General features: G+C 51.7%; 26 protein-coding genes. 14 read left to right on the top strand and 12 right to left on the bottom strand.

Annotated features, from left to right (window positions below; translation table 11 throughout):
- Positions 1–20: 20 nt before the first annotated feature.
- A complete protein-coding gene (locus HH214_RS08805; protein ID WP_169606974.1) occupies positions 21–188 on the bottom strand; it encodes a hypothetical protein in 168 nt (55 codons plus the stop codon).
- Between the two features lie 131 nt (positions 189–319).
- On the opposite strand from HH214_RS08805, the gene HH214_RS08810 reads away from it, so the two are divergent.
- The 6 genes from HH214_RS08810 to HH214_RS08835 all read left to right on the top strand — a co-directional run bounded on the left by HH214_RS08810 (position 320) and on the right by HH214_RS08835 (position 3,155).
- The gene (locus HH214_RS08810; protein WP_169606975.1) at positions 320–664 is read left to right on the top strand and encodes a helix-turn-helix domain-containing protein; all 345 of its coding nucleotides are present in this window, start codon (positions 320–322) and stop codon (positions 662–664) included.
- A gap of 85 nt (positions 665–749) precedes the next feature.
- Positions 750–956, top strand: coding sequence for a DeoR family transcriptional regulator (locus tag HH214_RS08815; protein ID WP_169606976.1), 207 nt, complete (start codon positions 750–752; stop codon positions 954–956).
- 36 nt (positions 957–992) lie between these two features.
- Positions 993–1,514, top strand: a complete 522-nt coding sequence (locus HH214_RS08820; RefSeq protein ID WP_169606977.1) for a MauE/DoxX family redox-associated membrane protein — start codon at positions 993–995, stop codon at positions 1,512–1,514.
- 61 nt (positions 1,515–1,575) lie between these two features.
- On the top strand, positions 1,576–1,872 hold the full coding sequence (locus tag HH214_RS08825; RefSeq protein WP_169606978.1) for a hypothetical protein: 297 nt from the start codon (positions 1,576–1,578) through the stop codon (positions 1,870–1,872).
- A 487-nt stretch (positions 1,873–2,359) separates the two neighbouring features.
- Positions 2,360–2,683: a type II toxin-antitoxin system TacA family antitoxin gene (locus tag HH214_RS08830; protein ID WP_169606979.1), complete on the top strand. Its 324-nt coding sequence runs from the start codon at positions 2,360–2,362 to the stop codon at positions 2,681–2,683.
- Positions 2,637–3,155 carry a GNAT family N-acetyltransferase gene (locus tag HH214_RS08835; RefSeq protein WP_169606980.1) on the top strand — a complete coding sequence of 173 codons (519 nt, stop codon included), beginning with the start codon at positions 2,637–2,639 and terminating at the stop codon, positions 3,153–3,155. The genes HH214_RS08830 and HH214_RS08835 overlap by 47 nt, the downstream gene beginning before the upstream one ends.
- Before the next feature lie 98 nt (positions 3,156–3,253).
- On the opposite strand, the gene HH214_RS08840 is transcribed toward HH214_RS08835, so the two are convergent.
- The 4 genes from HH214_RS08840 to HH214_RS08855 all read right to left on the bottom strand — a co-directional run bounded on the left by HH214_RS08840 (position 3,254) and on the right by HH214_RS08855 (position 9,671).
- Positions 3,254–4,633: a RagB/SusD family nutrient uptake outer membrane protein gene (locus HH214_RS08840; RefSeq protein ID WP_169606981.1), complete on the bottom strand. Its 1,380-nt coding sequence runs from the start codon at positions 4,631–4,633 to the stop codon at positions 3,254–3,256.
- A gap of 19 nt (positions 4,634–4,652) precedes the next feature.
- On the bottom strand, positions 4,653–7,859 hold the full coding sequence (locus HH214_RS08845; RefSeq protein WP_169606983.1) for a SusC/RagA family TonB-linked outer membrane protein: 3,207 nt from the start codon (positions 7,857–7,859) through the stop codon (positions 4,653–4,655).
- A 23-nt stretch (positions 7,860–7,882) separates the two neighbouring features.
- Entirely contained in the window at positions 7,883–9,274 is a 1,392-nt protein-coding gene (locus HH214_RS08850; protein WP_169606985.1) for a TlpA family protein disulfide reductase, read from the bottom strand.
- Positions 9,275–9,392: 118 nt separating this feature from the next.
- A complete protein-coding gene (locus HH214_RS08855) occupies positions 9,393–9,671 on the bottom strand; it encodes a hypothetical protein (protein WP_169606987.1) in 279 nt (92 codons plus the stop codon).
- A gap of 330 nt (positions 9,672–10,001) precedes the next feature.
- Between HH214_RS08855 and HH214_RS08860 the strand changes: the two genes are divergently transcribed.
- Together HH214_RS08860 and HH214_RS08865 are read left to right on the top strand one after the other, a co-directional pair.
- A complete protein-coding gene (locus HH214_RS08860) occupies positions 10,002–10,229 on the top strand; it encodes a helix-turn-helix domain-containing protein (protein WP_169606989.1) in 228 nt (75 codons plus the stop codon).
- Positions 10,230–10,575: 346 nt separating this feature from the next.
- Complete coding sequence (locus HH214_RS08865) at positions 10,576–10,800, top strand: helix-turn-helix domain-containing protein (RefSeq protein WP_169606991.1); 225 nt, start codon at positions 10,576–10,578, stop codon at positions 10,798–10,800.
- A gap of 146 nt (positions 10,801–10,946) precedes the next feature.
- Here HH214_RS08865 and HH214_RS08870 read toward each other — a convergent pair whose 3' ends face one another.
- From HH214_RS08870 to HH214_RS08880, 3 genes are all read right to left on the bottom strand, one after another.
- On the bottom strand, positions 10,947–11,828 hold the full coding sequence (locus tag HH214_RS08870; protein ID WP_169606993.1) for a hypothetical protein: 882 nt from the start codon (positions 11,826–11,828) through the stop codon (positions 10,947–10,949).
- Positions 11,829–11,842: 14 nt separating this feature from the next.
- Entirely contained in the window at positions 11,843–12,028 is a 186-nt protein-coding gene (locus HH214_RS08875) for a hypothetical protein (protein ID WP_169606995.1), read from the bottom strand.
- A gap of 123 nt (positions 12,029–12,151) precedes the next feature.
- Positions 12,152–12,577 carry a hypothetical protein gene (locus HH214_RS08880; RefSeq protein WP_169606997.1) on the bottom strand — a complete coding sequence of 142 codons (426 nt, stop codon included), beginning with the start codon at positions 12,575–12,577 and terminating at the stop codon, positions 12,152–12,154.
- Between the two features lie 130 nt (positions 12,578–12,707).
- Here HH214_RS08880 and HH214_RS08885 point away from each other — a divergent pair, with 130 nt between their 5' ends.
- Positions 12,708–13,763, top strand: coding sequence for an HNH endonuclease domain-containing protein (locus HH214_RS08885; protein WP_169606999.1), 1,056 nt, complete (start codon positions 12,708–12,710; stop codon positions 13,761–13,763).
- A gap of 34 nt (positions 13,764–13,797) precedes the next feature.
- On the opposite strand, the gene HH214_RS08890 is transcribed toward HH214_RS08885, so the two are convergent.
- From HH214_RS08890 to HH214_RS08905, 4 genes are all read right to left on the bottom strand, one after another.
- Positions 13,798–14,961 (bottom strand): hypothetical protein, encoded by a 1,164-nt coding sequence (locus tag HH214_RS08890; RefSeq protein ID WP_169607001.1) that lies wholly within the window; start codon positions 14,959–14,961, stop codon positions 13,798–13,800.
- Positions 14,948–15,202, bottom strand: coding sequence for a hypothetical protein (locus HH214_RS08895; protein ID WP_169605378.1), 255 nt, complete (start codon positions 15,200–15,202; stop codon positions 14,948–14,950). The genes HH214_RS08890 and HH214_RS08895 overlap by 14 nt, the downstream gene beginning before the upstream one ends.
- A 3-nt stretch (positions 15,203–15,205) precedes the next feature.
- Positions 15,206–15,427, bottom strand: coding sequence for a hypothetical protein (locus HH214_RS08900; protein WP_169607003.1), 222 nt, complete (start codon positions 15,425–15,427; stop codon positions 15,206–15,208).
- A 1,377-nt stretch (positions 15,428–16,804) separates the two neighbouring features.
- Positions 16,805–17,032 (bottom strand): hypothetical protein, encoded by a 228-nt coding sequence (locus HH214_RS08905; RefSeq protein ID WP_211166332.1) that lies wholly within the window; start codon positions 17,030–17,032, stop codon positions 16,805–16,807.
- Positions 17,033–17,098: 66 nt separating this feature from the next.
- Between HH214_RS08905 and HH214_RS08910 the strand changes: the two genes are divergently transcribed.
- The 5 genes from HH214_RS08910 (at position 17,099) to HH214_RS08930 (ending at position 22,518) form a co-directional block, all read left to right on the top strand.
- Positions 17,099–17,860, top strand: coding sequence for a PAS domain-containing protein (locus HH214_RS08910; RefSeq protein WP_169607006.1), 762 nt, complete (start codon positions 17,099–17,101; stop codon positions 17,858–17,860).
- Positions 17,857–19,410, top strand: coding sequence for a sensor histidine kinase (locus HH214_RS08915; protein WP_169607008.1), 1,554 nt, complete (start codon positions 17,857–17,859; stop codon positions 19,408–19,410). The genes HH214_RS08910 and HH214_RS08915 overlap by 4 nt, the downstream gene beginning before the upstream one ends.
- A 33-nt stretch (positions 19,411–19,443) precedes the next feature.
- On the top strand, positions 19,444–19,815 hold the full coding sequence (locus HH214_RS08920; RefSeq protein WP_169607010.1) for a response regulator: 372 nt from the start codon (positions 19,444–19,446) through the stop codon (positions 19,813–19,815).
- A gap of 242 nt (positions 19,816–20,057) precedes the next feature.
- A complete protein-coding gene (locus HH214_RS08925; RefSeq protein ID WP_169607012.1) occupies positions 20,058–22,280 on the top strand; it encodes a heavy metal translocating P-type ATPase in 2,223 nt (740 codons plus the stop codon).
- A gap of 25 nt (positions 22,281–22,305) precedes the next feature.
- Positions 22,306–22,518, top strand: coding sequence for a heavy-metal-associated domain-containing protein (locus HH214_RS08930; RefSeq protein ID WP_169607014.1), 213 nt, complete (start codon positions 22,306–22,308; stop codon positions 22,516–22,518).
- Positions 22,519–22,529: the final 11 nt, after the last annotated feature.

Raw genomic sequence — 22,529 nt, forward strand, 5'->3', positions numbered from 1 at the left:
ACCTCCGGTTAACGGGTGGCTTACCACAGGCCCAGGCAGGAAGGCCCGGTGGCAGCGGCTACCGCCCCCACGACCGCACCGGCTCCGCCGAACAGGCCACCGAAAGAAGCCGAAAAGGCAATGTTGTAGGCGCAGTTACCGTCGCCGCCCTTCAATTCCTGTGCTTTTTCATCTGAAAGTGTTTTCATGTTCGTATGATTTTAAAGTTTCTCCTCCTTAATGAGGATTGCTTCAAAATTGACCCAAACGAAATTGTCAGGGTAAAACCCTATCTTGTAATTTATTACCTTTACTTATAGCGCAAATCAAAGATTATCATATGAATACCACCGGCAACAGAATCAGAATACAGCGGCTGATGAAGAATTACAGCCAGGAATATATGGCCTTCGAACTGGGGATTTCCCAGGCCGCTTACTCCAAGATCGAACGCGACGAGACCGAGCTCAGCATCCGCCGGATTTATGCCATCGCCGAAATCCTGGAAATTTCGCCTTTTGTACTGCTGCCAAGGCCGAAGTACGGTACCGGGATCAACCATCACGCACTCCTGCAGTTCGGGTACAGGTTCCGGCAGTGGTGGCACCGGGTGTTCAGCAGCACACCTGCGGCATCTGCCGATCCGGAAAGCGCTCACAGTGACACATCAAACGCCGCAGCTTAGTAATTTACAAGCCTGAGTTATACCGGAACCGGCGCCTAACTGCCAATTTCAGGTGCAGTAAACCTGCATACCAATCGGACAAGTTATGGATTATCGGTCTTATGAAAAAAGGCTGGGCTATATTCTGGAGCTCATCCAGAAGGGCCGCTTCCGCTCAGTGGAGGCGGCCGCCCGGCGTTTCGGCTGCAGCGGCCGGACGATCAAACGCATGCTGAACCACCTGCGCGACCAGGGTCATGACGTACAGTATGACCGCCAGCAGAAAAAATATTTCATCAAAAAAGACGAGTGACATTTTCTGTCCGGAGGGCCGACCGACCTTTGGGTCATGGCAACGGACAGAACCTTTTCGGGTCATATATTTCTGCAGCTCAGCAGTAGCCTGCTGATCATGCTGTGGGTCTATGCGGCGCTCAGCAAGCTGCTGGACTTTACCCATTTTCAGCAGCAGTTGCACAAGCAGGTACTGCCGGCAGCCTGGCTGCCGTGGGTGGCCTGGCTGCTCCCTTTGGGCGAACTGCTGATGGCCGGCCTGCTGGGATTCGCCCGTACCCGGGTACCGGGACTGTATGCTTCCCTGGCGGCGCTGATCGTCTTTACCGTCTATATCGGGCTGGCGCTCGGCCATGTGTTCCGGCGGGTACCCTGTTCCTGCGGGGGCATCCTGGAGCATATGAGCTGGCCGGTACACCTCATCTTCAACCTGTTCTTCCTGGCCCTGACCGCATGCAGTATCATCCTAAAAAGGGAGGTTCCGCGGTGTATCACTGACTACCCACCGACCTGCTGCGCAACCAAAGGCAACACCAAACGCATCCGGGGGCAGCCGAAAACCCGTGATCCAGAGTAGGCATTCGTTTTAACACAAAGTTTTTCGAAGGTTTTTTGATGTATAAAAGCCGGTTCATCTCATGAAAAAAATCAAGTTGAATTTCGCATTGGCCGCCATGCTGGCCGGTGCGACCGCTGCTTTCGCGTTTACGCCTGCGCGTCACGCCAACACCAACTGGTATTTCAACGGCAGTGCCGGGCAGGAACAGAGCGCCAGCGCCTGGTCGACCACGACCGTGCCCGATGACTGTGCGCCTTCCGGCACACTGCCCTGTGAAATTTCGGTCAATGCGAGCAACCAGACCCAGCTGCAGAGCTTCCTGAGCTCGCATACGGTAGCGCAGATTGACGCCATGTCTGCCGAAAAACGTCCGTAAGCTCCCAGGAAGCCGCTCCGCCAGATGGCCGGGCGGCTTTTTTTATCATATGTACCTGTCTTTAGCGAAACTGAAAGAAAAAAGTTTTGAAATGTACGTAAGATATACGTACATTTGCAATGCTAATACGGGCGCGGCAAAGGGCTCTCAGATGGGCCGCTATCGTGCACTCAGATCAACAAAGTTTTAAAAAGCCGAAAATCCTGTAAAGGTTTCAGTTAAAAAAAGGTTAACCAGTCAAAAACATTATCAATCCAGTCTATTCAACAATTCAGGCGCATCATCAAATCAAAGATCATCATTCACGTACCATCACCATTGCATCACGTACATATCCAGGATCATCAACACGAACAGGCGCAAATTATTAATCAAAGAAATTCATCAAAAAGCAACAACATTAATTTATAACCGCTGTAAAAAATCAATTACCCATAACATTATTCATAGCTATCATATATATCAAGAAAGACCATAACGATATCCCATGTCAACACCAGTTAACGATAGAATCGATGTTCGTATTAGCACAGAACAAAAAAAGCTGGTTAAGTATGCGTCAGAGTTACGGGGGTTCAGAAGCCTGTCAGAGTTCGTTGTCTACTGCATCAATGCAGAAGCAACCCGCATCATCAACGACAATAACAAGCTGCTGAACAGCCTGGAGGACAAAAGGATTTTTGTCAATGCCCTGTTGAACCCGCCGGCTCCGAATGACAAACTTAAAAAGGCGTTACGGACCTTTAAAAAGTTGAACAAAGGAAATGGAACTTACGATTTCGATACTCGACAAGACACATCAGAGGAATAATTTTGAATGCGGCCGGCCGGCGCTGGACCATTATATAAAGAAGCAGGCCAGCCAGGACACCAAACGGGATCTTGCCGTTTGTTATGTACTGTGCCGGAAGGACGAACCGGAAGTCATTGGCTATTACACCTTATCCAGTCATGCAGTTGCCAGAAGTGAGTTTCCGGAGGAACTGGCCAGAAAGCTGCCCTACCTGGAAATCCCGACGGTACTGCTGGGCAGACTGGCGCTCAGCAGCAGCTACCAGGGTAAGGGTCTCGGTGAGTTTCTGCTCACTGAAGCCCTGAACCGCTGTGCGAAGCTAGGTAACGAGATGGGGATTCTGGCCGTAACTGTCGATCCGATCGATGAGGATGCGCGGCGTTTCTACGCGGCTTTCGGCTTTATCGCCTTGCCGGGGAGCGGCCGGATGTTCATGACCATCAAGACCATTGAGGAGGAACTGCCGGGCGGGGATCAGGAAAAACCATAAAGGCGGAGACTCAGTCTGCTGTCTTCGGATGATTATACCTACCCCGGACTGATGATATGAACAAACTGCACGGTACCAAGGTACCGTGCAGTTTGTTTTCAGGGGTTCTGTGCCATTCCGGACGTGGCAATCACATCTTCCGGAATCGGCAGTACCAGACGCTGATCATCCGCAGCGAGGTGGTAGGCCGTGCCGCTTACCGCACGGGACAGGCTGATGCCGGCACCTTCACGGTTCAATCGCTTGATGTCCGTCCAGCGGATGCCCCGCATCACCAGCTCTTTCCGGCGCTCCTGCAGCACCAGGCTCAACGCTTCAGCAGCCGAACTGGCTGTCAGGGGCATAAAGGTGCCTTTCTGGTAACGCGTCATCAGCAGGGTTTTCAGATCACTGAGGCTGCTGCTCACCAGTCCGGCCCGTGCCTCACATTCCGCCCGGATCAGGTACATCTCGTCCGTACACGGGCTACCCACCAGCGAGTAGACGCCCTGGTAGCTGCCCCGGAAGTAGTAGGAGCCATCTGTATTGGCCTTGAAGAACAAGCTTTTCCGCAGGTCATGGGCGTCATACAGCGCATACAGCGCCGGATCAATCCTGGCAATCTTGTTATAAATGGGCCGCTCCACGGAAAGCGCCGCAAAATACAGCACTTCCGTATTCAGATTGGTCATGGGATAGGTGGCGGTGGCTTTCAGCGTATTGTAGTCCAGCAGTGAGGAATTGATGCGCAGGCAGGAATCGGCATAGACCCCGGCCATGGTATAATTGCGCATGTACAGGCAGGTGCGGGCGAGCATCGCATAGGCCGCCTGTTTGCTGCCCCGCATGGCGCTCAGCGGCTGGGTGGAAAGCAGGGAAGCCGCACCGCTCAGGTCGGCAATGACCTGACGGAAACCATCCGCCACGGAAGCCCAGACGGACTTTTCATTGAAGTCGGAACTCAGCCGTAAAGGTACGCCGGGGTCGGACGCCGCTGTGGCCGCGTCGTACGCCGGAGCCCAGATCTGCAGGGCATCCAGAAAGCGGTAACCCCGCTGGAGCAGGGCCTGCCCTTTAAGGTCATCCCACTGAGAGGCATTTTCTGTAGTTCTACCGACTTTAGGCAGTTGTTCCAAGACGGTATTGCAGTAGTAAACGGCGGAATAGCAGGATTCCCAGTCATTCCCGGTGTTGCCGTTGTTGAAGACATAGTCTTTCTGCCAGGTATACAGGCGCCGGTCCGCGTTGTAGAACAGGGCATTGTAGTCGGCGTCCGTCAGGTAGTAGTCCGTACTGCTGACCTCGCCTGCCGAAGGATGCCCGTTGCTGATGGTATTGAAATTGTCCATCAGCGCCTGCAGATCGGCCAGGCTGGAGGGGACCGACAGTTTCTGATCAGATTTGACATCCAGGTATTTTTTGCAGCCGCAGAGCAGGAACAAAGCCGGGCAGATCAACAGCAAAAGCAGAATGATATGGGTGGGAAAAGAGGATCTCATATTATGGTAATTTTGGGGGTTAAAAACTGGAGCGGATGCCGATAGTCCAGGTCTTTGGCGGCACCAGGGTATAGGTGGAACTGTAATAGTCCGGATCGATATGCTCATGGTTGGCCCGCCAGAGAATGCCCAGATTGCTGGCATTCACATACAGTTGCAGGGCTTTGATGGTACTGCCTTTCAGCCAGCGGCCGGACAGGTCATAACCCAGATTGACGAACTGCAGACGGACGTGATCCGCGCGGGAGACCAGCACTTCGGAACCGCTGTAAAAGGCATCCCGTGCATTGTCCTCCGGGTAGACCATGGACGGCACATTCGTGGTGCGCTCATCGCCGGGCTGCTGCCAGCGCCGGGCGAAGTCGGCATGCCCCTGCCAGTTCTCGAACAGGTTAGTGTAGTTGATCGAGTTGCGGCGGAAGTAGTAGCCCAGCTTGAAGGTCACCCCGATGTCCAGCGCCAGCCTGTGGTAACTGAAATTATTGATGAACGATCCATATGAAGTGGGCAGTGCGGAACCGAAGTATTTGAGGTCGCCGGCTTGCGTACCCGTCGTAGTCAAAGCGTTGTAATCCTTGCTGACCTGCCCGTTCAGGTAGCCCTGCGGGTCACCCGTCTGCGGGTCGAGTCCTGCCCAGCGGTAGGCGAAGATGGAGTACACCGGTTTGCCGGCAATTCCCGAGATGTTGACAACCCCGTTGGCCGACACAAAATTACTGCCCTGCAGGGAGTTCAGATAATACTCGGTAACGGCATCATGATAAAAACTGAGGTTCAGCGTAGTGGTCCAGCGCACCGGGCCCTTCAGGTCGAGCGAGTGCAGCTCCAGGTCCAGTCCGTGCGCCTTCATACTGGCGGCATTTTGGATGACCTGGGAGCCGATGCCGCCGGTGTAGTCCAGTACGGCGACACCGAACAGATCGGTACCGCGCTTCCGGTAATATTCCACGCTGCCGGACAGGCGGTCGCCCCGGAGGCGGAAGTCCAGCCCCAGGTTGAGCTGCTTCGAGGTCTCCCACCGGAGATCCGGGTTGTAGTAATTGGAAAAGATGGCCTGCGGCGTATGCGTGTAGAAATTACTTCCGTTGTAGAGAATGGTCGTGGAGGCCACCATGGACGGGTCAATATTGCCGCTGGTCCCGTAGGTGGCCCGCAACCGGAGATAAGGCACCCGGATGCTGTGATAAAACGACTCGTCCGACACCAGCCAGCTGGCGCCTGCGGAATAAAAGGGGTTCCATTGACGGTTGGTGGTGACACCGAACAGGTTGGAGGCATCCCGGCGGGCACTGGCAGAAACCGAGTAGCGGCTGTTGTAGGTATAGGCCGCATTGGCAAACACGGAAACATAGCGGGTATGCTGCCGGTCGATATCGGTATTGGAGGGAATGAAAGTATCATCGCCGCTCACGTAGGTCGGGTACGGCGTCGTGTAATCCACGTTCTGAAAGCTGGACAGCGCCGCGTTGTAGCCATACAGGCGGTTGCTGTGGCTGTCCGTAACCGCATTGCGGAGCTCGCCACCGCCGATCGCCGTCACATTGCTTTTACCCCAGTCGCGGCTGAAGTTCAGCTGCCCGCGTACCTGGCTGGAGGCCAGCAGGGCATCGGACAGGTCGTTGATGCCACCGGGCGGAATGATGCGGGTCAGCGTGCCGTCGGCATTGACCTGCGTGAAGCGGTTCACCAGATCGCGCGCAAAATAGCTGTCCTCATCATACAGGTGCTGACCGTTTGTGGACTGCCGCTCGTACTGGTAGCGGATATCAGCATTCAGCCAGGAAAACAGCCGGTAATTGGCCCCGGCATTGATCACGGCATCCGTCAGTCGGGTGGTGCTTACCGTATGCTGGTAGTCCTCGAGCGGGACGTACTGCCAGTTCAGCAGGCCATTGCTGGCTGCCGACTGTGCGTACTGGTATTCATAATCTTTCACGATGGGCAACGGGTTGCCGCTGGCATCCGCCAGCTGCGCATACGGATAAAAATACTGCCCCGACCGGGAGGTAACTGACCCGTAACCCGGCTTACCGCTGGTGGACTGGCTCTGCGTGTAATAGAGTCCGGCGGTCAGCTGCAGATTTTTGAGCGGCTTATAGGTATCCTGAAAGTTGAGGTTCACCCGGCTGTATTTCGCATCCAGGTTATCCACGTTCCGGTCATAGCCGGTGGAGGCCAGCCAGGCACTTTTGTCCGTGCCGCCCCGGAGACTGAGCGCATACTGCTGCCGGGTAGAAGTCTGGTACACGTACTTGCGGAAATCGTCACGGATGTCGTGACCGGCCAGCGCAGCCATCTGTGCATCGGCGCTGGCCGCGGATAGGGTCCCGGTATCGCGGGCCGCGAGCAGTTCCACCACCGGGGTGAGCGGCGGCCTGCTCGGATCGGTCAGCTGGCTGGTGTAGTAGCCCTGTCCGTACAGGTATTTCTCGACGCTGATAAAGTCAGCGGAAGACATCTGGGGGATATAGTTCAGGTTGGGTTTACCAGCCACCGACAGGTTGGCATTGAAGTCAATGACAATCGGCTGATTGAATTTGCCCTTCTTGGTGGTGATGACAATCACGCCGTTCCCGGCGCGAGCGCCCCAGATGGAAGCCGCGGCAGCGTCCTTCAATACGGTGACACTTTCCACATCATTTGGGTTGATGTTGTTAATATCCCCGTCGTAAATAAAATTATTGACCACCACCAGCGGGTCCTTGGGCCCCTGAATGGTGCTGAGCCCGCGCACGGACAGACGGCCACCGGAACCGGCGGTGGTGCGGTCCACGGAAACGCTGTTGGCCACGCCTTCCAGCCGGCTGAGCACATCGGTGCTGACCTGCTCGTTCAGCGTACGGGTATCCACTTGGGTAAACGAGCCGGTGGCCCGTTCCCGGGGCAGGACCTGGTAGCCGGTGGAGACCACGACAGCCTGCAGCGCTGCCGCTGCCGGGGACAGCGTAATCAGGTTGCCGGAAGGCTGACGGCTGCGAAGCAGAAATCGCTGCGGTTCATAGCCTAAGAAGGTGACGGTCAGGGTAGCCGTATCGCCGGACAGGCGCAGCGAAAATTCGCCGTTGCGGCCCGTGGCGGCGGACAGGTGCTGCGCTATATTGCGCAGGTTCGCACCGGGCAGCGGCTGCCGGGTGTCGGCCGAGATCACGCGGCCGGTAATAAGGGTCTGCGCCATCGTCCGGCCGCAGCAAAGCAGAAATAAAAGGAGCGTAAAGATCTTGTTCATGGTTGGGGCATTGAGGGGGTCGTTCAAGGGTGCAAGGGTGTTTTTTCTGTGATCACAAAAAGGCTGATCCGGCGGCGGGCAGGCCGGAGCTGCAGCCCGTAGGCGGCCAGTTCCCGGTTCAGCGTGGGCAGGTCGGGCCGGGTGGAGACCAGAAGGTCGACATTGCCGGTATAGCCGGTTTCGTCCAGCACCGGCTGCGGGAAGGTCAGCAGGTCATCGTTCATATCATTGACCAGATACCGGAGCGGGCAGTTCTGAAACTGAGAGTGCTGCGTAAACGCGGTGTTGACCACCGGGCCGCCCCGGGAACGCATGCGGTCGGTGCTGTCGGTGCGGACCAGCACCAGGCAGTCGGTCAGCCGGGGTTCCATCCGTGCCTCGAAACCGGAGTAGCGGTTGAGGTCACTCAGCATGTCGCTGTAGAGCGAGTCCCGCCGGACCAGGGGAACCCGGAATTCATAGTTGTATTCCTCCGCCGTGTCCCAGGATCCGTCGGCTTTTTTTGGCCGGATGAAACGGTGCGCATGGGAGAGCCAAAGTACCAGCCGTTTGGTGCTGTACACATCGTGCTGCTGGGCGAACAGGCCGTAGGCCACATTGACCAGAATCTCCTGCAGGTAGGCATTGGTGAACGCCCGGCCGTACACCAGCGTATCCTGCTGCCGGAACCGGGTACCGGAGCCCAGGCCCGGGTAATGACCTTTGACGAAAACCGAATAAAAACTGGACGAATCCAGCACCAGCTGAGGAGAGGCAAACAGCGGCCTTTCCGCATCCATATCCACTTTGGTAGCCACCTGCAGGGATTGCCGGTGCAGGGCGGCGCTGATGCCGGCGGCATTGACATCTTCCGTTCCGGTGATCTCCTGCACCCGCCCGTCGGGAGTGATCCAGACCAGGTGCGGGATAAAGCGGTGCGGGAAGAGGCGGGACAACACCGTATCCTCCACCACGGTCGGGAAATGATACTTCCGGCCATGGTCATCCGTACGGGTACGGAAGAAATGTTCGATTTTGGCCCGGGGCTCATAGGTGACCGCCAGGATTTGCAACTGATTGCCGAACTTCTGCTGCAGGGCTTCCATTTTGGGGAGGGCGGCCAGGCAGCCGCCGCACCAGGTCGCCCAGAAGTCCAGGATGACCAGTCTGCCTTTCAGGTCGGACAGCCGGGTGATGCGGGATGGATTATTGAGGATCAGCCGGAGTTGTATTTCCGGCACGGGCTGACCGACGGTCAGTCCTTCCGCGGACTGGGCATTCGCCCGCAGGGCAGTGAACAGGTAAACCAGCAGCCACAGGATCAGCAGGGCAATACCATAGCGGTGCTGGGAGGCGGGCTGAAGAGAAAAAGGCGCAGGATCGTTAAGCTTCCGTAAAGGCCATAGGGGTCCCGGGAAGCGGATTTTATGCTTCATTGCTATTGAATTTAAGGGTGTGGGAAATCAGAAACAGGGGCTGGGAAACCAGCCGGAAAGGATAGGAAAGATTTACTCCGGCGGGGAGATGAGGAGCAGCCAGGATAAGGAGGGATAGTTACTCATGACCGTTTCCTTTCTGCTCGGTGGCGGAGAAATGTGAAGTCTGGTGTACAGCATAGGCAGCCGCGATCAGGTCGTTCAGCTGATCAAACACCAGGGCAACTTCGGCATCCGGCAGACCGGCTTTGAGGGAACAATCCTTGGTGACCCAGCACTGGAACATTTTCCATAACAGCAGCTGTACGGACTCCGGAGAATTCTGAAGGAAAAAGGCATGCATGGCCTTTTCCAAAGGATGATGGGATGAATTGTTATGTGTGTGTACCGCTTCCATACTCTTCAGAATTTGGTAAGCTGGTCTGCCTTAAAAAACGAAGGCGTGGGACTCAGCTTATTGCTCTGGAGGTACTGGTATACCGGGAACGAATAAGTGAGCCCACGCCTTCGGCGTGAGCATTGATCACTTATACTCTCGTCCCAATTTGAAATTACCAGTTTCCCAGAGCGAGTTTTAAGTGCGAATGCTTCTTTAAAATATGAAGTGTCGCAAATTTACTTAAACTTATATAATTGTGTTGTTTTCAATTTCCTAAAGATACTAAAAACTTTAGGTGGTACAAAATAATGTACCACTAATTTTTTAATAAAAGTTGATCTTTCATTAATGTCAGAAATCAATGACTCCTTCAAAATTTCTTTAGGAAAAAAGATCAACGCTTTACGTTTAGCAAGAAGCTTGGGTGTTAGAGAATTTGCATTAATAGCTGAAATAGAACATCATCAACTTATTAATGTTGAAAAAGGGAGGGTGGACGTAAGGTTAAGCACTTTATTAAAAATTGCAAAAGGGCTAAATGTTCCAGCCAAAGAGCTTTTAGATTTCGAGGTTTAAAAACCTGTCAAATTAACCTAAGTTTCGAAAAAACAAAAATCAACGACCACAGGAGTAACAAACCGATTGCAAAATAGAACTGCTCCTTGCCTCTTCGTTTTGGGCTACGAGTAATGCTTTCTTTATTCAGGTTATTTTTCATGTACCCCTTATTTGCGATTATGATAATGCAACAAACCAAAGAAACTTATCCCTAAGGTTACCGGTATGTTAAAATTGCTTGCTTATAAATGGTTGCACAAGGTTACGATATTACATTGAGCTCCGCAAATTTACAGACTGTTGGGTTATAACCCAACATTTTTGGAGTTAAGAAATTCAAATTTCGCTGTGAGTAATCACAGGGATGATAAGCGAAATTCAGAAAGAAACTTTAATCAAATTTGGACGTCATCTCGAATCCCTTCGAAAAAGCAAAAACCTGTCGCTTCGTAAACTCGCTCAAAACTGCAACATCGATTATGCTGATATAAAAAGATACGAAAATGGAGAGATCAATGTTACGTTACTTTCTGTTATCGAATTAGCCAACGGACTGGGTATTTCCGCAAAGGAGCTAATGGATTTTTAAATGATCCATTTCACATCTATTTTTTAAAAAATCTTAATTGAATCTATCCTACTTAACATAACTGCTTATTATAGGAAATTTTCAATGTTGATTCCGCTAGATTAAATTGCGATAAACATATACGTTAAAAATCAAATCAAGCAATATTATGCTATTGGTGTAATAGTTTGCTGCGACTGCCCCCCAGGAAGAGTTACAGTATTAATTTTCATATAGTTAACATTGACATTGGATATCTTATTTCCTGGAATTGTAAAATATTTACCTGGAATGAGAATCATGTCGCCACTATCATTTTCATAACTCGTCACCTTAACTGTTGATCCAGAAGTACTGGAGATAGCGGGCTGCTCCTCAACTTTGCTGAACTTCCGCAAGTCTCTGCGGCGTGCACCACTCAAGGTGACATAAGCCAGCTCATTCTTATCAGGTACTATGTCGAATTTCTCTAAGAAACCAGAATAAATTACTGTCACTTCCTTAGTTTCAGAAACAATATCGACTAAGATCAGGTCAACGTCTTTTCTTTTGTCAGCCGGCAAGAAGTAGCCGGCAAACAAACGCAAATAGAAATTCTCACCGGTAAGCAAGTCATATAATTCGGGCCGTTTACCTATGATGTGTATTAGCAATAAACCCGTACCATAACCTATTCCACTTTCTATGACAATATAACACAAAAATCCTGTAAGCTCATGATTAAAAGTTTTATTGCTGGCAATAACATCCTTTTGACTGGACAGCACGTTCAGCATCAGCTGATAATCAATCTCCCCATTTACTGCATTAATAATGAGAATGGATAATAGATGCTGAACGATTGGAACAATGGAAAAAAAGAAAAGCGTCTCCGAAAAATTCAGTTTAGAAAGTAAGTTAATAAAATTCCGGCCAACAGACTCACTGGAAAAAGATGCAGACTGATTTTGTGAGTTGGATGCCAACCTCATTGAGGTAATGCCCAATCTGAAAAACAATGCTGGAAGCATTAGTAGCAATATCACTAATGCTCCCAGTGCAATGTTCATATTCTAGCAGTGGATTACTTTTTTACCTCAGGTTTTAACTCAGCTTCAGGGTTCGTCGAAGCTGGAGGAGTAATTATAGTCTCCTTAGGATTACCTTGTATCGTGTAACCCATTTGCTGGTAAAAATTGTTTAACAGATTATTAGACTGGGTTAGATTTTCAATAACCTGGTAACCCTCAAAGCTCATTAATGGTTCCATAAACGTAAAGATAGAAGTAATTATCCGAAGCTGCAATAGTATGATGAACAGCTCCATTATATAAAAGAAGCTTCAAGCATAGTGCCAGAATACAAGTTGGCAGTTTATAATCATCAAATTACACTAAGATAGGTGCCAGTTCAGTTCAGGATGCACCTCACTAAACCGCTTAACAGCGGCAAACGATTCAGCAAACCAGGCTTCAATCTGCTCTTCCATTCGCTCTGCACTCACAAAATCTGAAAGCGGCTTGTAAAGGCCTAACCAACTTTCCCCATTGTTAGCCAATTCGGTACTTTTAAGCGCCTGCTGAAACAGCTTAAAACTGGAATTTTTGTCATTTACCCAGATCCAAACTTTCAGCTGCACGGTTTCTTCGAAATCAAATCCAACACCCAGTTCTGCATAGCCTTCACCAAAGATGCTTTCTGCATGAAAAACAAAACGCGACTTATTAGTCAGCTGATGGAGGTTGTTAGAATCTTTAATTTTGGCTAATGGAAAAAACTGGCGAAACAAGGGCCGCAGTTTAGCCAGATATCGGTCCATTTTCTTAGCGACTGGGGGTAAGCCAAGTTCAACAGAATCTCCACGCTGATCACTATTTTGAACGATTTTAGATGCTTAATCAAGTAGTTCAAGTAAAGAGGCTTGCCGACTTATACTTATCTTAGCTTTCGTGAACATACCTTTTCAACCCGGCTTGCCTGTCCATCTACTGGCAGCCTGCTTCAATAAAACTTCAGCCACCTACAAATTCTACTGGTTTCTTTCCCTGATTGGTCAGGTGGAAAAGGGAGAAACGCAGATCAGCAAGCAGGCGCTGTTCGCGGATATGCTGGCGCACGCCTGGTATACCGTCAATTACTTTCATGTTTCTTTCGGCAAGCAGGACCAGCTCCAGCAGGCCATCAAAAAGGTACGCACCACTGAAAGCCTGACGATAGATGCAGACCTGCATCAGATCAGTTCGGCTTTAATCCATACCCCGCATCAAAGCACTTCGAAAGCGCTCCGGTATTTTGATGGCGAAGTACCTCATCGTTTCCTAAGTCCGTGGTTCCGGGCGGATGACCGGAAGCTGGTTTACGGTTTGTCGCAGTCCTTTACCGGCGACTGCCTATACGCCCTGTACAAGGATCACATCGTCATCAACCCGGCCTGGACCGCTTACCTGCAGCGGAACGCCCGCGTCCTGAAAGATTTCTGTTACTGGAACCTGGCGCTGTACCTGCAGGGCAAGAACCCCAACGTGCCGGACATTGCAGGCAAGCTGATCAAAGCGCCGGTGCGGAAAAGCCTGACGGAGCAGCGCCGTAAGTTCTGGGATGTTGTCATCGGTGAGCTGGGCAGTGTGGATTGTATTTATACCAATACCCGGCTCGGGATCGGCAGCTATGCCGTCGAACACTTTATTCCCTACGCCTTTGTCTCCCATGACCTGATCTGGAACCTCATTCCCGCCGATCCGGCTTTCAACAGTACCAAAAGCGACAAGCTGCCCTTGCTCGATCGGTATTTCGAGCCGTTCTACCGGTTGCAGCAGCAGGCGGTGGAGATCGTCTATGACCGGCTGCCCAGGAGCAAATTTCTGGAAGAATACCTGACCATCATTCCTGACCTGAGTGCAACCCGGCAGTTGTCTTCCGCAGCCGACAAACAGCGCTTCCGCGAGCAGTTGCAGCCGCTGATCACCATCGCGGCCAACAACGGCTTTGAATATCTGCAGCGCTGATGGGCTGGCAGAAAGATTAAGGCTAAGCTAATCATCAGAAACAGTAAAGCGACGAAGTCATCCGGGTATGTTCGGCCTGCAGCCGGTCGTGGGTCATGCCCGGTGTGTTCGCCAGTTTCACAAAGGATTTCACCACGGTTTCCCGTATCTGCCAGGCAAACCCATACACCCGGCTTTCCTGCTCCAGTTTCACGGACAGCCGAACGGGTAGCCGCTGCTGATGCGCCGACTGCAGCAACGCTATCCGACAGCACACCCGGTGATAGGCCTCTTCCGGCAGACACCCGGAATTTAGCTGTTCCGCCAGCTTGACAAGCTGACAGCGGCGCAGATCCATCACCGGTTTGCTCCGGGAAAACTGGGTTGCCTGTTTGTTCCTTTTTACATCCGCTTCCAGTTGCGCGGCCGTATAGCCGGGATAACGGACCTGTATTTCTGACAAGGCAAACAAGGGGCTCTGCTTCCAGATGCGCCTGACAAAATTCCGGCGGGTACGTGCCTGCACCTGTACCGCTCTGCGCAACACGGCCAGTACGGATTGCGACCGGGTAGAGCTTTGGCTTTCTCCAGAGGTACGGTACAGCCACTGCAATGCCAGCAAGACGGCTTTCCTGTTGCCGTCCGCCCGCTCTGCTCGCAGCAGGGCACTGATCTGCTGCACCGGCAGGGTATAGCCGAGGCTCACCAGGATCAGCAGTACCTCCATTTCCGTGCAGCCGAGATCAATGGTCAGCCTGTACGGCAGGTGCCGGGCTATCTCCGGCGGTACTCCCTGCCTGATTTCATCCTTCAGCCGGTAACTGGGGGTAAAACTGTACAGCGCGCGGAGGAACATCGTTCCGCTTCCCGGCTGCTCCATGTCCAGCAGCTGTGCTTCACGCTCTTCCGCGCTGAGCAGCGGAGCCCAGGCCTCATACTGGTGATAGCAGAGCCGGGTATCGAAATGATGGTATTCAATTTCTTCCCGGTTCATGGGACGTGTTAGAAACGGCAGGGCATGAAACAGGCCCATCGGTCTGCGGTTCCGGTCACACCAGATTTCCGCGTGCATAAACACATAAATGCGCGGCGGGTATTTTGTCTGTAGCTTGAAGTAGTAGGCCACCTGTCCCCAGCTCTTCCGTGGACGGGCATTGTCCCGGTCATATGCCACCTGCTCGGCAGCTGACATCACATACCCTTCTTTAAGTTTTACCATTATTCCGCTGCTGTTTTTCTGTCTGATTTGGTTCTTCGCCGGTGTGACCCCGTTCTTCTCTCCCGCGTAGTGCGGTGAGCTTCTGATATACATCCTCCCAGTACACCTGTAGTTGCTCATCCTCTTCCTCATAAGCCGCATCCAGGCGACGATAATGCCGGTAATCATCCGCCTGCAGCAGGGCCAGCTGCAGGTCGGTGATCTCGATGGTCTGTCCGTGTAAATCGGTAATCGTCAGCATGGCCTACCGGTTGGGAATGCGTACCAGTTTCATCCCTTTACCGATGCGGTGCACGACAGTATAGCCGTTGGCTTCGATCAGGGTTCGCAGGGCATTCTCCGCCAGGCGAGCCTTGAAGCTGTCCTCGGCATTCATAAAATACGGTTCCAGTTTTTCAAAGTGCTTCAGCGCCGCTGCCATAATCTTCAGGGCTTCTTTTTCGGTTTTGTTGTTCAGGATACTCATCGTTTCTGTCTTTAATTCAACTTCTTTAAGGATGTCCTTTTTGCCCGGATGATCTGTTCTGAAAAGAAAAAGGGAAAAAAGAAAGCTGAATAAAGAGCCCGGTTAACCGCCAAAAGGCAAACGAATAAGTGCCGGAGGCTGCCGGCGTGAAGAATGAACGGCGGCATTATGCGGGAAGCTTTTGGCCCCAACAGCAATGCCGGGCACAATTTCGCTGCCCTTTTTACCCGTTTCTGTTCAGGCCAGCGGGTTTACTCATTTCTGCCCCCATGTTTTTCGGTCATCCGCGCTCCGAAAAAAGGTTTCCGACTGAAGTTTGCTCCGGCTCATAGGGGGCCTGATCAAGAACAATTGCGGCGGAATTCCGTCTGCATCCGTCGAACGGAATTCCCTGTAAAACAGCAGACACGGGTTGTATATCAGGAGTGCAGCTATACTGATCCTAAGTAATCAAGGTCTGCTATCTGCTGCTGTACCTGACCGGCTCCGGTCAAGCGCTGCCGGATAACTGCGGCAAATCCTCCCCTCCGCCTTGACTTTCATCTACGATTCAGATGCTGTTCCTGCAGGCTGCTGAAAAGCAGACAGGGTGTTGGCATCCTGCCCCCTGAATCCTAACCCTCCTCACCCGTGACAGGGCTGTCCCCTCAAAGAATATTCATATCGAAAATGTCAAGTCCCTGAAATTCTGCAGAAGCCAGGGGTTGAGACGGATTAATCTTTTTACGGGTGAACCTAAGGCCGGCAAGTCCGCTATGCTGGAAGCCCTGTCCCCATTTACACTGCTCTGGCGGGCGGAATCAACAGCCCGTTCGCTGTACTGTCTGGTGCACGTGGAGAACGAAACCGAGTGATTTTACCAGGGCAACTTCGAACAGCAGGCCCTGATAGAAACCGGCCGCTGTACAGCCAGGTTAACTTACAGCCGGCAAACAGGTTTAAGCATCCTGATTGACAGGGCTGGTATTTTCCGGAATTAAACCATTGCTGCCCAAAACAGCCAATTCGGCAACTCCGCCTGAGTGAAAATGAATCCTTGTTCACAAACAGGGTACCGGCATTCGCCAGCAAAGGTGTAATGGGAAGGTGAGCAGCTACCACCGTTGCCAAACGTCAGTTTAACAGCAGTAAGAAGAACATGGAATTACACTACTTTCAAATCAAGCCACATCTTCTAACGTTCGTTGTGTCAGGAAAAATGGTCCAACACCGTATTCAACACTGACGTGGTAACCTCGTAAACCAAAAGTCTGACCAGAACACTTATTTCACCCGCCGGGCAAGGGTAGTCCGTTTCCTGAAGGATAGCATTGGTGCCCCTGCGGCAACAGCAGACACCGGGCCAAACTCCGCAGCAATGGGTTGGCGCGTTAAGGCTTAAAACCTTTCTGCTGCTTGCAGAAGCTCGTGATGAAAATGGTCAATTTCTCTTTTTTGCTGTTCGATACGTATCCGTAAGACTGTAGTGTTTTTACGACAATCCTTACGCCTTTCTTGCAGGCAGGCCAGCTTACCATTAAATTCTTCCGCTGTCACTTCGATGCCTGTTTTTCCATGCTGATCGTGCAAAACGATTCCAAAGCTGATCATTACTTTAACAATCACCTACCCGTCACAGGAATATGCCGCCTGAACGCCAGAAAAGGTTCGTAAATTGCACTGACTTTTAAAATGCAAAATATTTCTGAACAGCGCCTGGTAGACGCGCTTCCTATCGGTGCCGCGGTTTTTACCGGTGACCGGCATACCATCCGTGCGGTCAATGCCGAAATGCGCTCGATCTGGTCAAAGGATAGCTCGGTGATCGGTAAAGACCTGCATGATGCCATTCCCGAAATCCAGGATCAGCCCTTCTTTGATCTGCTCACCAATATATACCGCACCGGGGAAGCGTTTCATGACCCCAACGGCCAAGCGATGCTCAATGTCAATGGCGTACTGCAGCTGGTTTATTTTGATTACTGGATGAAACCGATCAGGGATGCAGCAGGTCAGGTAACCGGCATCCTGAATACGGCCATTGACACCACCGCTGCAGTGATCGCCCGGCAGAGAAGTGAATGGATCGGGGAACAGTTCAGCTTTTCCATGAATGCTGCGGAAGTCGGCAGCTGGAACCTGGACATTGCGAACCGCAGGGTATGGTGGGACGAGCGGTGCCGGTTGTTTTACGGTTTTCCGAAAGGTGATGACCTGGTGCCTTTTGAGGAAGTACTGCGCTACGTCCATCCCGAAGACCGCCCGAAGGTGGATGAAGCCGTGGCTCATGCATTGCGGCCGGAATCCGGCGGAAACTATGACATTCAGTTTCGGACCATCGGTGAAAGCCATCATACCCTGCGCTGGCTGCAATGTAAAGGCAAAGCTTATTTAATGAGCAACACGAGCCGTACCGCTTTTCCGGCACCGCTCGTGACATTACCAGCGAAATGATCCTGCGGCAACGGGAACAAGAGGCAGCAGAGGAACTGGCGGCGGCCGGTGAGGAACTGCAGGCCATCAACGAAGAACTCCATACGGCAAACGAAGCCCTGCAGGCCAGCAACGAACAGCTTAGGGCAGCCCAGGAGGCCGCACAGCTGGGCCTGTTCGACTGGGACCTCATTCATCAGAAATATTCCTGGGATGCCCAGTTTAAACAAATGTTCGGCCTGCAGGCAGCAGATGAGCCGGAACATTACCAGACGATGGTCAGCCGGCTGCACCCGGACGACCGCGGGCGGGTGGAAGAAGCGGTAGCTGCTGCCCGGAACCAAGAGCTGACCGGCGGCAGGTATGATATTGAATACAGGATCGTGGCGGCTGGCGATGTGCCGGTCCGCTGGGCAAGGGCACTGGGCAGAATGACCTTTGATCAAAAAGGTACGCCTGTGCGTTTCGTAGGGACGCTGATGGACATCACCGAACAGGTGCTGAGCCGTCAGCGGCTCCAGACCCGGGAAGACCAGCTGCGCTTAGCCATCGCGTCCGCAGACCTGGGCACCTGGAACATCAATGCCCAAACCCGGGAGTTTGTACCCTCCCCACGTTTAAAGGAGCTGTTTGGCTATTATGCGGACGAAGATATGCCTTATGAGGCAGCCGTCAATCAGATTGCCGAGTCCTACCGCGACCAGGTGGTGGAAGCAGTCAATGCCGCTATCGAACAAGGAAAAAGCTATGACCTGACCTATCCCGTTACCGGTTATCATGACGGGAAGCTCCGGTGGGTCAGGGCGACCGGTAAACTGTTTCCTGCCACCGATGATCAGCCGGCCATCTTTTCGGGTACCGTTGCTGATATTACCGAGCAAAAGCAGGATGATCAGCGGAAGATGGACTTTATCGGCATTGTCAGCCATGAACTGCGTTCCCCGCTCACTTCACTGAACGGTTATGTACAGATGCTGAACCTGAAAGCCAGAAAAACGGAAGATCCCATGGTTTTGGATATCACGGCCAAGGCCAAGCGCCAGGTGGACAAGATGAGCAGCATGATCACCGGCTTTCTGGATGTAGCTCGGGCGGGCGAAAGCCAGATACAGCTGCGCCGCAAAGCCTTTGACATGGCAGATCTGGTGAAGGCGGCTGAGGAGGAATCCCTGGCTACAGTCACCACTCATCCTATCATCTTCCATCCGGTGGAGTTCACGCCCGTGGTGGCCGACCCGGACAAGATCGAACAGGTGCTGGTGAACTTCATCAACAATGCGGTTAAATATTCACCGCAGGGCACGACCATCAACGTGGCCTGCATCACGCGCGATGGCTGGGCGCATGTGAGCGTATCGGATGAGGGGATGGGTATAGCGCCTAAAGATATTCCACTCGTGTTTGAACGTTTCTACCGGGTGGAGCGCGAGGAGTTGAAAACGGTAAAGGGCTTTGGTATCGGCCTGTATTTATGCAAAGACATCATTGAGCGGCATGGCGGGGAAATCGGTGTGGAGAGCGTGCTGCACAAAGGCAGTGTCTTTTGGTTTCAAATTCCGGTTGCAGGCTGATCGGGCATCATTATTGCAACTGCCAACCCATCAATGAAAGCGAGCAAGACGAAGGTACTGGTCTGTGACGATGACAGGGACATTCTGGAAATGACAGGGATGCTGCTGGAAATGGAAGGCTATGAGGTGACTACCCAATCGGACAGCACTAAAGTACTTCAGCAGGCCAGCGAAGTACAGCCGGATGTCTTTTTGCTTGACTTCTGGATGCCGCACCCTTCCGGCGAGAAACTGATTCAGCTGATCAAAGCATCGCCGCGCCTGTCCCATATCCCGGTCATTCTGTTTTCCGCAGCCATTAATGCCAGACAAATTGCCCAGGCTTCCGGTGCAGATGGGTATATTGATAAGCCGTTTGATATGGAAAAGTTAACCGCCGTCATTAAAACGGTTATGAAGCAGTAGGTTGCCAGGGAAAAGTTCGACAGCGTTGTTTGGAATCACTTTTTAATTAAAAGCCACATTTGATAACGCGCTATCGGTAAAGCAGCTATGCTGGTAACATAATGGTCTTAAAAGCTGACCGGTAAAACAAAACCGGATACGGTGCAGCTGGTGAGAATAACTAAATTTTATAAAATTAAATCGGAATCTTACAAATCCCAGGCTGGTGGTGTGTGGTAGTTTTGCAGTGTAACAAAGAAACGATGCACTCAGACACACAAACACTTACTTTCCCGGTGGCCGGCATGACCTGCGCAGGCTGTGCTGCAAGCGTTGAATCCATGATCAGTTCTCAGCAAGGGGTAGAAAAAGCTGAGGTGAATTATGCCAGTCAGTCCGTTAAAGTCGCTTATCACCCCGACATCATCAAGCCTTCTGAGTTTCAAAAAGAAGTTCAATCTGTGGGTTATGATCTCATTTTAGACACTGAAAATGGTAAGGCCTTGCAGGAGGAGGCACAGCAAACGCATGATCAGCAGTTAAAAACAAAACTTCTTGGGGCGGCTGCCTTAACAGTACCTGTCGTTTTGCTCGGTATGTTTTTCATGGACCTGCCTTACGCCAACTATTGCATGTTAGCCTTAACTGCACCTGTTTTGTTCATATTTGGCCGTAACTTTTTTGCGGGTGCCTGGAAGCAGGCGCGTCACGCCAGAGCCAACATGGATACGCTTGTTGCGCTCTCCACCGGCATTGCGTTTCTCTTTAGTCTCTTCAATACCCTATATCCCGAATTTTGGCATAAGCGAGGATTACATGCGCACGTGTATTACGAGGCTGCTGCTGTGGTGATTGTCTTTATTCTCCTCGGCAAGCTATTGGAGGAAAGGGCTAAGTCCAACACCTCATCTGCTATTAAGAAGCTGACCGGCTTACAGCCCAAAACCGTATTGTTGGTCACCCCTGCGGGCGAGCAGGAAACGCCTATCGCGGATGTTCAGATTGGCGATCAGATTCTGGTGCGTTCCGGCGAAAAAATCCCGGTAGACGGTACATTGTACGAGGGTCATTCTTTTGTCAATGAAAGCATGATCTCCGGAGAACCGGTGGCCGTTGAAAAAAAAGCAGGTGATTCGGTTTTTGCGGGCACCATCAATCAAAAAGGAAGCTTTCGCTTTACCGCTGAAAAAGTCGGCGGCGCAACACTGCTGGCGCAGATCATCCAACTGGTGCAGGATGCCCAGGGCTCCAAAGCGCCTGTTCAGAAGCTGGTCGACAAGATCGCTGGTATATTTGTACCGGTGGTGATGGGCATTGCGCTCCTCACTTTAGTGATCTGGCTGATTTTCGGCGGACAGCATGCTTTCACACAGGGTTTGCTGGCCATGGTAACTGTACTGGTGATTGCCTGCCCCTGTGCTTTAGGCCTGGCCACGCCAACCGCTTTAATGGTAGGCATTGGTAAAGGCGCAGAAAATGGCATCCTGATCAAAGATGCAGAAGCCCTGGAACAAGGGCATCGGATCAATGCCATTATCCTCGACAAGACGGGAACGTTAACCGAGGGCAAGTCGGTAGTAACAGACTTAATCTGGACCAGTGAACTTTCAGCAACGGAAAACCTGCAAGCTGTTTTCCGCGAAATAGAAAAACAATCGGAACACCCCTTAGCCAGCGCAATCGTGGAATATTTTCCAAACGAAAGGACGCTGGTACAAGTTGAAAGCTTCGAAAGCTTAACCGGTCAGGGGGTAAAAGCAAAGTACCAGGGAAAGCTCTATCAAGCCGGCAGCCATAACATGGTCGAGCAAAAAGGGCTCGCCATACCTGCCGACTTACAAAACCGCATACCTGAACTGTTGGCAAAAGCAAAAACGATCATTTATTTTGGTGATGACCGGAAGGTATTTTGTATGGCGGCGATCACGGATCAGATAAAGGCTACGTCTGCTACTGCCGTCAAAGTCCTAAAAAGGCAGGGCATAGCAGTTTACATGCTTACCGGTGATAATGCGGCGACCGCTGCGGCCATCGCCGGGGAAGCCGGTATCGACCATTTCGAGGCTGATGTTTTACCTTCAGGGAAAGCGGACTTTGTAAAAAACTTGCAGGCGCAGGGAAAAACCGTAGCCATGATCGGTGATGGTATCAACGACAGCCAGGCACTGGCGCAGGCAAATGTTTCTATCGCCATGGGAAAAGGTTCAGACATCGCCATGGATGTGGCGGGACTGACTTTAGTGTCCTCAGACCTGCTCCAGGTGCCCAAAGCATTAAAGCTGTCCCGGCTGACAGTGCAAACGATTCGCCAAAACCTGTTTTGGGCCTTCATTTACAACCTGATCGGCATTCCGCTTGCCGCAGGCATCTTGTACCCTTTCAACGGATTTTTATTAAACCCGATGATAGCAGGTGCGGCAATGGCATTAAGTTCGGTTTCTGTTGTGAGCAACAGTCTTCGCCTGAAATGGGCAAAACTCAATTGATGGGCACTAGTTAACAGAATATAAAATGGAAACTTTAAAATTCAAAACCAATATCAAATGCGGCGGCTGTATCGCTGCTGTTACACCATCTTTAAATAACTTACAAGGCATTGAAAAATGGGAGGTAGATACCGCTAACCCGGATAAAGTGTTAACGGTACAAGCTCAGGAAAGCCTTTCTGCCAGTGAGATAATAACTACGTTAAAAGAGAAAGGCTATAAAGCTGAAAAGATTTAAATGGAAGCCAT

This window comes from Mucilaginibacter robiniae (genome assembly GCF_012849215.1).
Classification (GTDB): domain Bacteria; phylum Bacteroidota; class Bacteroidia; order Sphingobacteriales; family Sphingobacteriaceae; genus Mucilaginibacter; species Mucilaginibacter robiniae.

What these genes read in the sequence shown, in the direction of transcription:
- HH214_RS08900 (WP_169607003.1), bottom strand. Translation starts at nt 15,427, where the DNA reads ATGAGTATCCTGAACAACAAAACCGAAAAAGAAGCCCTGAAGATTATG.
- HH214_RS08850 (WP_169606985.1), bottom strand. Translation starts at nt 9,274, where the DNA reads ATGAAGCATAAAATCCGCTTCCCGGGACCCCTATGGCCTTTACGGAAG.
- HH214_RS08870 (WP_169606993.1), bottom strand. Translation starts at nt 11,828, where the DNA reads ATGAACATTGCACTGGGAGCATTAGTGATATTGCTACTAATGCTTCCA.
- HH214_RS08890 (WP_169607001.1), bottom strand. Translation starts at nt 14,961, where the DNA reads ATGGTAAAACTTAAAGAAGGGTATGTGATGTCAGCTGCCGAGCAGGTG.
- HH214_RS08810 (WP_169606975.1), top strand. Translation starts at nt 320, where the DNA reads ATGAATACCACCGGCAACAGAATCAGAATACAGCGGCTGATGAAGAAT.
- HH214_RS08835 (WP_169606980.1), top strand. Translation starts at nt 2,637, where the DNA reads ATGGAACTTACGATTTCGATACTCGACAAGACACATCAGAGGAATAAT.
- HH214_RS08805 (WP_169606974.1), bottom strand. Translation starts at nt 188, where the DNA reads ATGAAAACACTTTCAGATGAAAAAGCACAGGAATTGAAGGGCGGCGAC.
- HH214_RS08875 (WP_169606995.1), bottom strand. Translation starts at nt 12,028, where the DNA reads ATGGAACCATTAATGAGCTTTGAGGGTTACCAGGTTATTGAAAATCTA.
- HH214_RS08925 (WP_169607012.1), top strand. Translation starts at nt 20,058, where the DNA reads ATGCACTCAGACACACAAACACTTACTTTCCCGGTGGCCGGCATGACC.
- HH214_RS08845 (WP_169606983.1), bottom strand. Translation starts at nt 7,859, where the DNA reads ATGAACAAGATCTTTACGCTCCTTTTATTTCTGCTTTGCTGCGGCCGG.
- HH214_RS08825 (WP_169606978.1), top strand. Translation starts at nt 1,576, where the DNA reads ATGAAAAAAATCAAGTTGAATTTCGCATTGGCCGCCATGCTGGCCGGT.
- HH214_RS08830 (WP_169606979.1), top strand. Translation starts at nt 2,360, where the DNA reads ATGTCAACACCAGTTAACGATAGAATCGATGTTCGTATTAGCACAGAA.
- HH214_RS08815 (WP_169606976.1), top strand. Translation starts at nt 750, where the DNA reads ATGGATTATCGGTCTTATGAAAAAAGGCTGGGCTATATTCTGGAGCTC.
- HH214_RS08855 (WP_169606987.1), bottom strand. Translation starts at nt 9,671, where the DNA reads ATGGAAGCGGTACACACACATAACAATTCATCCCATCATCCTTTGGAA.
- HH214_RS08910 (WP_169607006.1), top strand. Translation starts at nt 17,099, where the DNA reads ATGCAAAATATTTCTGAACAGCGCCTGGTAGACGCGCTTCCTATCGGT.
- HH214_RS08920 (WP_169607010.1), top strand. Translation starts at nt 19,444, where the DNA reads ATGAAAGCGAGCAAGACGAAGGTACTGGTCTGTGACGATGACAGGGAC.
- HH214_RS08895 (WP_169605378.1), bottom strand. Translation starts at nt 15,202, where the DNA reads ATGCTGACGATTACCGATTTACACGGACAGACCATCGAGATCACCGAC.
- HH214_RS08930 (WP_169607014.1), top strand. Translation starts at nt 22,306, where the DNA reads ATGGAAACTTTAAAATTCAAAACCAATATCAAATGCGGCGGCTGTATC.
- HH214_RS08880 (WP_169606997.1), bottom strand. Translation starts at nt 12,577, where the DNA reads ATGGACCGATATCTGGCTAAACTGCGGCCCTTGTTTCGCCAGTTTTTT.
- HH214_RS08820 (WP_169606977.1), top strand. Translation starts at nt 993, where the DNA reads ATGGCAACGGACAGAACCTTTTCGGGTCATATATTTCTGCAGCTCAGC.
- HH214_RS08865 (WP_169606991.1), top strand. Translation starts at nt 10,576, where the DNA reads ATGATAAGCGAAATTCAGAAAGAAACTTTAATCAAATTTGGACGTCAT.
- HH214_RS08915 (WP_169607008.1), top strand. Translation starts at nt 17,857, where the DNA reads ATGATCCTGCGGCAACGGGAACAAGAGGCAGCAGAGGAACTGGCGGCG.
- HH214_RS08860 (WP_169606989.1), top strand. Translation starts at nt 10,002, where the DNA reads ATGTCAGAAATCAATGACTCCTTCAAAATTTCTTTAGGAAAAAAGATC.
- HH214_RS08840 (WP_169606981.1), bottom strand. Translation starts at nt 4,633, where the DNA reads ATGAGATCCTCTTTTCCCACCCATATCATTCTGCTTTTGCTGTTGATC.